This is a genomic window from Mesorhizobium sp. M4A.F.Ca.ET.050.02.1.1 (assembly GCF_003997725.1).
GTDB lineage: Bacteria > Pseudomonadota > Alphaproteobacteria > Rhizobiales > Rhizobiaceae > Mesorhizobium.
Window position 1 is genome coordinate 1 of sequence record NZ_RZSG01000244.1, and the last position, 7,770, is coordinate 7,770.

10 protein-coding genes and 1 tRNA gene are annotated in these 7,770 nt (G+C 64.5%); 4 read left to right on the forward strand and 7 right to left on the reverse strand.

Annotated features, from left to right (window positions below; translation table 11 throughout):
- From EOA33_RS17340 to EOA33_RS17355, 4 genes are all read right to left on the reverse strand, one after another.
- On the reverse strand, positions 1-253 hold a 253-nt coding region (locus EOA33_RS17340), incomplete at its 3' end, for a cytidine deaminase (RefSeq protein WP_127406147.1).
- A 55-nt stretch (positions 254-308) separates the two neighbouring features.
- Entirely contained in the window at positions 309-1,280 is a 972-nt protein-coding gene (locus tag EOA33_RS17345; protein ID WP_126058353.1) for an ABC transporter permease, read from the reverse strand.
- A 1-nt stretch (position 1,281) separates the two neighbouring features.
- Positions 1,282-2,421, reverse strand: a complete 1,140-nt coding sequence (locus tag EOA33_RS17350; RefSeq protein ID WP_126058352.1) for an ABC transporter permease — start codon at positions 2,419-2,421, stop codon at positions 1,282-1,284.
- Positions 2,418-3,950: an ABC transporter ATP-binding protein gene (locus EOA33_RS17355; RefSeq protein WP_127406148.1), complete on the reverse strand. Its 1,533-nt coding sequence runs from the start codon at positions 3,948-3,950 to the stop codon at positions 2,418-2,420. The genes EOA33_RS17350 and EOA33_RS17355 overlap by 4 nt, the downstream gene beginning before the upstream one ends.
- Before the next feature lie 209 nt (positions 3,951-4,159).
- Between EOA33_RS17355 and EOA33_RS17360 the strand changes: the two genes are divergently transcribed.
- The 3 genes from EOA33_RS17360 to EOA33_RS40535 are packed head-to-tail and all read left to right on the forward strand — an operon-like array spanning position 4,160 to position 4,820.
- Positions 4,160-4,366, forward strand: a complete 207-nt coding sequence (locus EOA33_RS17360; protein WP_187331332.1) for a SlyX family protein — start codon at positions 4,160-4,162, stop codon at positions 4,364-4,366.
- Positions 4,367-4,382: 16 nt separating this feature from the next.
- Positions 4,383-4,592, forward strand: a complete 210-nt coding sequence (locus tag EOA33_RS40530; RefSeq protein WP_245482350.1) for a hypothetical protein — start codon at positions 4,383-4,385, stop codon at positions 4,590-4,592.
- Positions 4,593-4,613: 21 nt separating this feature from the next.
- On the forward strand, positions 4,614-4,820 hold the full coding sequence (locus tag EOA33_RS40535) for a hypothetical protein (RefSeq protein WP_245482351.1): 207 nt from the start codon (positions 4,614-4,616) through the stop codon (positions 4,818-4,820).
- A gap of 72 nt (positions 4,821-4,892) precedes the next feature.
- Here EOA33_RS40535 and EOA33_RS17370 read toward each other — a convergent pair whose 3' ends face one another.
- The 3 genes from EOA33_RS17370 to EOA33_RS17380 all read right to left on the reverse strand — a co-directional run bounded on the left by EOA33_RS17370 (position 4,893) and on the right by EOA33_RS17380 (position 7,262).
- On the reverse strand, positions 4,893-5,882 hold the full coding sequence (locus tag EOA33_RS17370; protein ID WP_127406149.1) for a BMP family ABC transporter substrate-binding protein: 990 nt from the start codon (positions 5,880-5,882) through the stop codon (positions 4,893-4,895).
- A gap of 239 nt (positions 5,883-6,121) precedes the next feature.
- Positions 6,122-6,445, reverse strand: a complete 324-nt coding sequence (locus EOA33_RS17375; RefSeq protein ID WP_127406150.1) for a hypothetical protein — start codon at positions 6,443-6,445, stop codon at positions 6,122-6,124.
- A gap of 115 nt (positions 6,446-6,560) precedes the next feature.
- Positions 6,561-7,262 (reverse strand): hypothetical protein, encoded by a 702-nt coding sequence (locus EOA33_RS17380; protein WP_127406151.1) that lies wholly within the window; start codon positions 7,260-7,262, stop codon positions 6,561-6,563.
- A gap of 369 nt (positions 7,263-7,631) precedes the next feature.
- On the opposite strand from EOA33_RS17380, the gene EOA33_RS17385 reads away from it, so the two are divergent.
- Positions 7,632-7,721: transfer RNA gene (locus EOA33_RS17385), tRNA-Ser, on the forward strand.
- Positions 7,722-7,770: the final 49 nt, after the last annotated feature.

Below are 7,770 nucleotides of genomic sequence, written 5' to 3' on the forward strand. Positions count from 1 at the left end.
AGGGCGAGCATGTGGCCATGCGCTCGGCAATGACCGCGATCTCGGTGATCTTGCCGCCGCCGCCCATGATGTAGTGGCCAAGCGCGGTGGTTTCGGCGCACCAGCCCTCGGGATAGGAGGCCACCTCGATGTTGGCGCCGGCAAAGACGCGCCCATCCTCGGTGCGCAATGCCGCGCCCACCGGAAATTTCGAATAGGGCGCATAGGCCTTGGCCATCGCAGCCTTGGCCGCCTCGAACAGATCATGCGACATTCAGTTGTTCTCTCCCACGATCTTGTCCAAAAGCCGGTTCGCTTCCGCGTTTGCCTCAGCGTTCCTTGACATAGGGCACGCCGCCGGCGCGCGGCGGGATCGCCTTGCCGATGAAGCCGGCAAGCAGGATCACGGTGAGCACATAGGGCAGCGCCTGCATGAACTGCACCGGCACCTTGCCGATGATTGGCAACGGCGTGCCTTGCAGGCGGATCGACAGCGCGTCGAGGAAGCCGAACAAAAGGCAGGCGAACATGGCGTTGACCGGCTTCCATTTGGCGAAGATGAGTGCCGCCAGCGCGATGTAGCCCTTGCCGGCGGTCATGTCCTTCACGAAGCCGCCATTCTGCACCATCGACAGATAGGCGCCGGCAACCCCGGTTAGGATGCCGGTGCAGATCAGGGCCCGGTAGCGCAGCCAGGCGACCGAGATGCCGGCCGTGTCGACGGCGGCTGGGTTTTCGCCGACGGCGCGCAGCCTGAGGCCGAAGCGGGTGCGGTAGAGCACCCACCAGGCGAACGGCACCATCAGGAAGGCGAAATAGACCAGTATCGAGTGGCCGGAGATCAGCTCCGAATAGATCGGTCCGATGATCGGCACGTCGCGGACCGCGTCTGCGCCGGGCCAGATGATCGCCTCGAAGCGCTCGCCCGGCGCCAGCGCCGGCGTGCGGCCGCCCTGCTGGAACCAGTGCTGGCCGAGCATGATGGTCGAGCCGGCGGCGATGAAGTTGATCGCCACGCCGGATACGATCTGGTTGCCGCGATGGGTGATGGAGGCGAAGCCGTGCACCATGGCGAAGGCGACCGAGATCAGGATGGCCGTGCCGAGGCCGAGCAGGGCCGAGTGCAGCACCGAGGCGGCGGCGGCGCCGGCGAAGGCGCCGACAAGCATCTTGCCCTCGAGCCCGATATCGAAGACGCCCGCGCGCTCCGAATAGAGGCCGGCGAGGCATGCCAGGAGCAGCGGCACCGACAGGCGGATGGTCGAGTCGAGTATCTGCACAATGGCGATGAAGAAATCCATCTCAGGCGCCCTTCCCCTTGACCGCTTCGATGCCGACCGCTTTTGGGCTGACCGAAGCGAACAGCGCCTGGACATAGGGCCGGAACATATGTTCGAGCGCGCCGGCGAACAGGATGACCAGGCCCTGGATGATGACGATCATGTCGCGCGAAATCGCCGGCATCTCGAAGGCAAGCTCGGCGCCACCCTGGTAGAGCATGCCGAACAGGATCGCCGCCAGCACGATGCCGACCGGATGCAGACGTCCCATCAGCGCCACCGCGATGCCGACGAAACCGGCGCCGGAGACGAAATCGAGCGCGACATTGTGCTGGTCGCCCATGGTCGGGTTCAGCGCCATCATGCCGGCCAGCGCGCCCGAGATCATCATCGCGACAATGACGATTCGCGTTTCCGAAATGCCGGCATAGCGCGCCGCCTTCGGGCTGTGGCCATAGGTGCGCATCTCGTAGCCCAGCCTGGTGCGCCAGATCAGCAGCCAGACCAGGAACGCCATCAGCAGCGCAAGCAGGAAGCAGACGTTGAGCGGCGCCGAGCGAATCTTGGCGCCGAACAGTTCGATCACCCAGTTGAGCTTCGGCAATTGCGCGCCGTCGAGGAAGGTGCGCGTCTGCGGCGCCATCGAGCCGAGCGGCTTCAGGAAGCCGACCAGCGCGTAGACCATGACGCTGGCGGCGATGAAGTTGAACATGATGGTGGTGATGACGATGTGCGAGCCGCGCCGGGCCTGCAGATAGGCCGGGATCAGCGCCCACAGCGCCCCCATCGCCGCGGCGGCGACGATCGCCAGCGGAAAGGTCAGCCACCATGGCAGAATGCTGTCGAAGGCGAGGCAGACGACGCCGATGCCGAGCCCGGCTATGTAGCCCTGGCCCTCACCGCCGATGTTGAACAGGCCGCAATGCGCCGCGACCGCCACCGACAGCCCGCTGAAGATGAAGGTGGTGGCGTAGAAGAGCGTGAACGCGATGCCCGTCCCCTTGCCGAAGGCGCCCTGGACCAGGATGACCGCGGCGCGGAACGGGTTTTCTCCGACCAGGACCACCACGAAGCCGGCGACGACGAAAGCGACGAACAGGTTGATCACCGGGATCAGGCCGTAATCGGCCCAGGCCGGAAGCTTGGCGTAGGGCGTGCTCATTCCGCGGCCTCCCGCTGCTCGACGCCGGCCATCAGCAGGCCGAGCTCGCCTTCTGTCGCTTCCGGACCGCGCTCGCCGACAATGCGGCCGGCGAACATCACCAGGATGCGGTCGGAGAGCGAGCGGATCTCGTCCAGCTCGACCGACACCACCAGCACCGCCTTGCCCTGGTCGCGCATGGCGATCAGCCGCTTGTGGATGAATTCGATTGCGCCGACATCGACGCCGCGCGTCGGCTGGCCGACGATCAGCACGCCCGGATCCTGCTCCATTTCCCGCGCCAGCACGATCTTCTGCTGGTTGCCGCCGGAGAAATTGGCCGTTTTCAGCCGGCAGCCGGCGGGGCGGATGTCGTATTTGGCGATCTTGTCCTTGGCGTTGTTGCGGATGGCGTCGATGTCGAGCAGCGGCCCCTTCAGATAGCGCTCGTCATCGTGATAGCCGAGGATCGAGTTCTCGTTCTCCTCGAAGGCCAGCACCAGGCCGACATGGTGCCGGTCCTCCGGCACATGGGCGAGCCCGCGGTCGCGCAGTTCGCCGGGATCGGCCTTGCCGGTCAGGTCGATCGGCTTGCCGTCGAGCATGACCGAGCCGGAGACGGCATGGCGGATGCCGGAAATCGCCTCGAGCAGTTCGGACTGCCCGTTGCCGGCGACGCCGGCGATGCCGACGATCTCGCCGGCGCGCAGGTCGAAGGAGACGTCGTCGACCATGGTGACGCCGCGCGAATCCTTGACCGTCAGGTTCTTGACCGCGAGCTTGACGGCGCCGGCTTCCGCCTCGCCCTTCTCCACCCTGAGCAGCACACGCCGTCCGACCATCAGCTCGGCCAGTTCCCCGACCGTGGTCTCCTTTGTCACCCTGGTTGCCACCATCGTGCCCTGGCGCATCACCGAGACCGTGTCGGTGATGGCCATGATCTCGCGCAGCTTGTGGGTGATCAGCACCACCGTCTTGCCCTGATCCTTCAGCTGTTTGAGGATGCGGAACAGATGGTCTGCCTCGGCCGGCGTCAAGACGCCGGTCGGCTCGTCGAGGATCAGGATCTCGGCGCCGCGATAGAGCGCCTTGAGGATTTCGACGCGCTGCTGCAGGCCGACGGGCAGTTCCTCGATGATCGCGTCGGGATCGACTTCCAGCCCGTATTCGCGTTCCAGCCGCTCCAGCTCCGAGCGCGCCTTGGCGATGCTGCTCTTCAGCAATGCGTCGCTCTCGGCGCCGAGGATGACGTTTTCCAGCACCGAGAAATTGTCGACCAGCATGAAATGCTGGTGCACCATGCCGATGCCGAGCGCGATGGCGTCATTCGGCGTTTTGATCGACGCCGGCTGGCCGCCGACGCGGATCTCGCCGCTGTCGGCCTGGTAGAAGCCGTACAGAATCGACATCAGCGTCGACTTGCCGGCGCCGTTCTCGCCGACAATGCCGTGGATGGTGCCGCGCGCGACCTCCAGATTGATATCGCGGTTGGCGCGCACGGCGCCAAAACTCTTGTTGATGCCGATCAGCTCGATTGCGGCTTGCGCCATGCAGCCTGTCCCACTCAGTTTTTTTATCGCTTGGTCAAAACGCCTAGCATGCTGCCCCGCCCGTGCCAATTGGCCGGAGGGTTGTCCACTCTCGACAAATCCCCGCGCGCTTGTCAATTTCGAACGTGGCCGGGACCTTCACATTCGCTAATGTGGGGAACGCGACGGATACGTCGCCTGTGAGCGCAACTGACCGGGGTTTTGAAATGATCATGCCTGCCGACCGGCTGACGACGCTGGAAATCCGCGCCGCCGAGCAGGAAAAGACCATCGAGGAACTTTCAGGCCAGATCGCCGAGCAGTGGAAGGTGATCGAGCGAATGGAGCGTAAGCTCAGCGCGCTCACCGACCGCTTCCTGGCCCTGGAGGAGCAGGCCGCGTCCGACGTGCCGGTCACCAAGCCGCCGCATTGGTGAGGGAGGGAGAAGCGTGATGGCCAGTGAAAGCGACCGCATCGCCCGCGCCGGCGACTATGTGTTCGGCCTGATGAACGACATCGAGCGCCGGCGCGCCGAACGCGACCTCGAAATCGACCCCGCCTTCCGCGACGCGGTGCAGCGCCTGGCCGAGCGCATGCGTGCCTTCGACCCCGCCGCGCCGGCGGACGGGGCGACCGACAAACGCTGGAATCTGTTCACCTAGCGCATCGCCGAATTGCCGCAGATGCGGCTTGCCGGCGTTGGCAGCGGCGACAGCCGCGCGGAAGCGCGGCCACCCGTCATTCGCAGGCTGGAGCGTCCGCCCTACGACGTCGGCCTGCACGCCCTTGGCGGCCGGCGCGGGTTTGTCGTTGCCATGGCGCTGGTGGCCGCCTTCGCGCTCGGCTACCTGACCGGCGCTTGGTCAGCCGAGGGCACACTTCTGCCATGACTATGCATTCCGCGAAAAACAAGACCGCCGGGTTTGCACCCGGCGGTCCGCATTGCTGAAGATCAGCGCCGATCAATACGGGCAGGCATTGTCCGACATGTAGTCGTGCACCTTGACGGTGCCGGCGATGATGTCGGCCTTTGCCTTTTCGACTGCTGTCTTCATGGCATCGTCGACGAGCGCCTTGTTGTTGTCGTCCATGGCGTAGTCGACGCCGCCTTCCTTGAGGCCGAGGTCGTTGATGCCGGCGGTGAACTTGTCGTTCTTGGCATCCATGAAGGTGTTGTAGACGGCGACGTCGACGCGCTTGACCATCGAGGTCAGCACCTTGCCGGGCTGCAGCCCGTTCTGGTTGGAATCGACGCCGATGCCGAGCTTGCCGGAATCGGCCGCCGCCTGCAGCACGCCGACGCCGGTTCCGCCGGCCGCCGCGTAGATCACGTCGGCGCCCTGGTCGATCTGCGTCTTGGCGATCTCACCGCCCTTGGCCGGATCGTTCCAGGCGGCCGGCGTGTCGCCAGTCATGTTCTGGATCACCTCGGTGGCGCCGGCCGACTTGGCACCGCCGACATAGCCGCAGCCGAACTTGCGGATCAGCGGGATGTCCATGCCGCCGATGAAGCCGACCTTCTTGGACTTCGAGGCCATCGCCGCCATAACGCCGACGAGATAGGAGCCTTCCTGCTCCTTGTAGACGACGGAGCGGACGTTGGGCTTGTCGACGACCATGTCGATGATGGCGAACTTGGTGTCGGGAAATTCGGTGGCAATCTTGTCCAGTGCGTCCGCCCAGGAGAAGCCGGCCATGACGATCGGATTGCGGCCGTCCTCGGCGAAGCGGCGCAGCGCCTGCTCGCGCTGGGTGGCGTTGGAGACTTCGAATTCGACATAGGCGATGCCGGTCTCGGTCTTGAACTTCTCAGCGCCGTTATAGGATGCCTCGTTGAACGATTTGTCGAACTTGCCGCCGAGATCGTAGAGAATCGCCGGCTGGATATCCGCGGCGAAAGCCGGAAGAACCATTGCGGTTGCGGCCAAAAGGCCAAGAACGATACGTTTCATGTGATCCACACCCTGTCGGTTATTTTTCCGTTACGCACCGCCTGCCAGCCCGGTTCTCCGGCGGGCAGACGACGTCTGGCAGGAAGTATGCCCCTCCCGCTCGCGGCCAATCTGGCACGGCCCGAAACAAAATTCACGTGGAATTTTGACCTTTTGGAAAAGCATCGCGCCGGCATGCGGCGCGGCGCATCATTCGGTTCGCCGGCCGGCTTGGGCGTCGGATGGCACACCGCGGACCATCAGGTCGGAGCGAACGCGCCCCCCCGCCGCTGCCGCCGGTAACCGATGGCATAAAACAGGAAGGCCACCATCGCGAACACCGCGAAACCGGGCTGGCCGAGCACCCAGGCAATGACGCCGTCCCAGAGAAGCGGGCTGGCCTTGTCGCGCACGTAGGTCTCGAAGGCTGCGCGGGTGTCGGGTGATACCGCCAACCAACTCGTATTGAGCGGGGTCATGACCAGCGCCGAGGCCGCCACCGAGCGCGTCACGTCGACCACCGCCATGATGACGGAAACCGAAAGCGCGACCATCGCCGCGAGACGAAAGATGAAACGTAGCATCGAGACTTCCTCCCCAAGACGAAACCGGGCCGTCACAGACCCGGGTTTCGTCCCTTCCCCGTCAGAGAAATAGAGCGAGCGCGCGCCGCCGGCAATCGTCACACACGAATTTGAGCTATACCGCCGGCTTGCGTTTGCGTCGATTGACGCGCCAGACCGCGAATACCCCGCCAGCGATGGCGCCGATGATCAGCCCGGCGAGGCCGATGAACACGGCGAAATAGCCGCAGGCGCCCTCGAAGCAGCTCATGTCGCTGGCATCCGCGATCAGCGAGCCCGCGGCAAAGCCGGCGCAGGCGCCGATCGCCGCGCCAAGGATGATGCCGAGCAAGGCCGCCACCACCGAAACCAGCACCGGCGGGCTCTCGGTTTCCGCATTGGCATAGACCGCATCGGCACCGGCACCGCGGCGCAGCAGGTAGAGGCAAAGCAGGCCGATCGCGATCTCGCCGCCGGTAAAGACAAGGCTCCTCGCCGAGAAGACGAAGTCGGGCGTCAGTAGCACATAGGCCTGCTGCGCCAGCAGCCAAAGGATGGTCGCGACCTGCCAGATGGTGAAATGGGGCGGGAAGCGCGCCGAGCGATTGAAGGCAAGACCGAGCAGGTAAAGCCCCCAAAGGATGGTGACGATGCCTGCGACAAGGCCGCCATAGATAAGGAAGAAGACGCTTTCCGGCAGGCTGGAATCGCCGACCAACCGCCATGTCGACATCAGGCCATAGACCGACCTGGCCATGACGATGACGAGCCACGCCACGGGCACGTAGGACAGCCCGCTCTCCGGCCGCGCCGCCGGCCCCTGGTTGGTCGAAGTCATCTCCGGACTGTGCCCCCGCAAAGCCTTGTGTCCACAAGGACAGCGGACGGATGGCGAAGTCAAGCAATGACAGGCTGTGCCGCCCGGTCTGTGCACATCATTCGGCCGCGGGGCGTGGCAAAGCCGTGGCGGCGGCCGCGCGAACGGTCCCTTATGCGGCAAAGCCGACAAAGCGCCATTATGGCTTGGCATTCGCCGCGGGATCGACTAGATGAGCCCCGCGCCTCTTGCTTCGACGGCTATGGGCGCCGGGATTGAGTGTCCGCCGGTTGAGGGCGCTCGAGGTGCGGAAATACCGCGCGAAATTCCCAAGGGACTGCATATCCCCAACCCGCGCGGCAAAACCAGCCGGTGCGCTCGTGCAAGGACGGAGAGGTGGCCGAGTGGTTGAAGGCGCACGCCTGGAAAGTGTGTTTACGGGAAACCGTAACGCGGGTTCGAATCCCGCTCTCTCCGCCAGAATTTTTCTAATAAGTTAATTATTTCAAATAGTTAGTTAACTCATAGA

Coding starts and splice junctions, on each gene's coding strand:
- EOA33_RS17345 (WP_126058353.1), bottom strand. CDS start 1,280: ATGGATTTCTTCATCGCCATTGTGCAGATACTCGACTCGACCATCCGC.
- EOA33_RS17350 (WP_126058352.1), bottom strand. CDS start 2,421: ATGAGCACGCCCTACGCCAAGCTTCCGGCCTGGGCCGATTACGGCCTG.
- EOA33_RS17355 (WP_127406148.1), bottom strand. CDS start 3,950: ATGGCGCAAGCCGCAATCGAGCTGATCGGCATCAACAAGAGTTTTGGC.
- EOA33_RS40530 (WP_245482350.1), top strand. CDS start 4,383: ATGGCCAGTGAAAGCGACCGCATCGCCCGCGCCGGCGACTATGTGTTC.
- EOA33_RS40535 (WP_245482351.1), top strand. CDS start 4,614: ATGCGGCTTGCCGGCGTTGGCAGCGGCGACAGCCGCGCGGAAGCGCGG.
- EOA33_RS17370 (WP_127406149.1), bottom strand. CDS start 5,882: ATGAAACGTATCGTTCTTGGCCTTTTGGCCGCAACCGCAATGGTTCTT.
- EOA33_RS17375 (WP_127406150.1), bottom strand. CDS start 6,445: ATGCTACGTTTCATCTTTCGTCTCGCGGCGATGGTCGCGCTTTCGGTT.
- EOA33_RS17380 (WP_127406151.1), bottom strand. CDS start 7,262: ATGACTTCGACCAACCAGGGGCCGGCGGCGCGGCCGGAGAGCGGGCTG.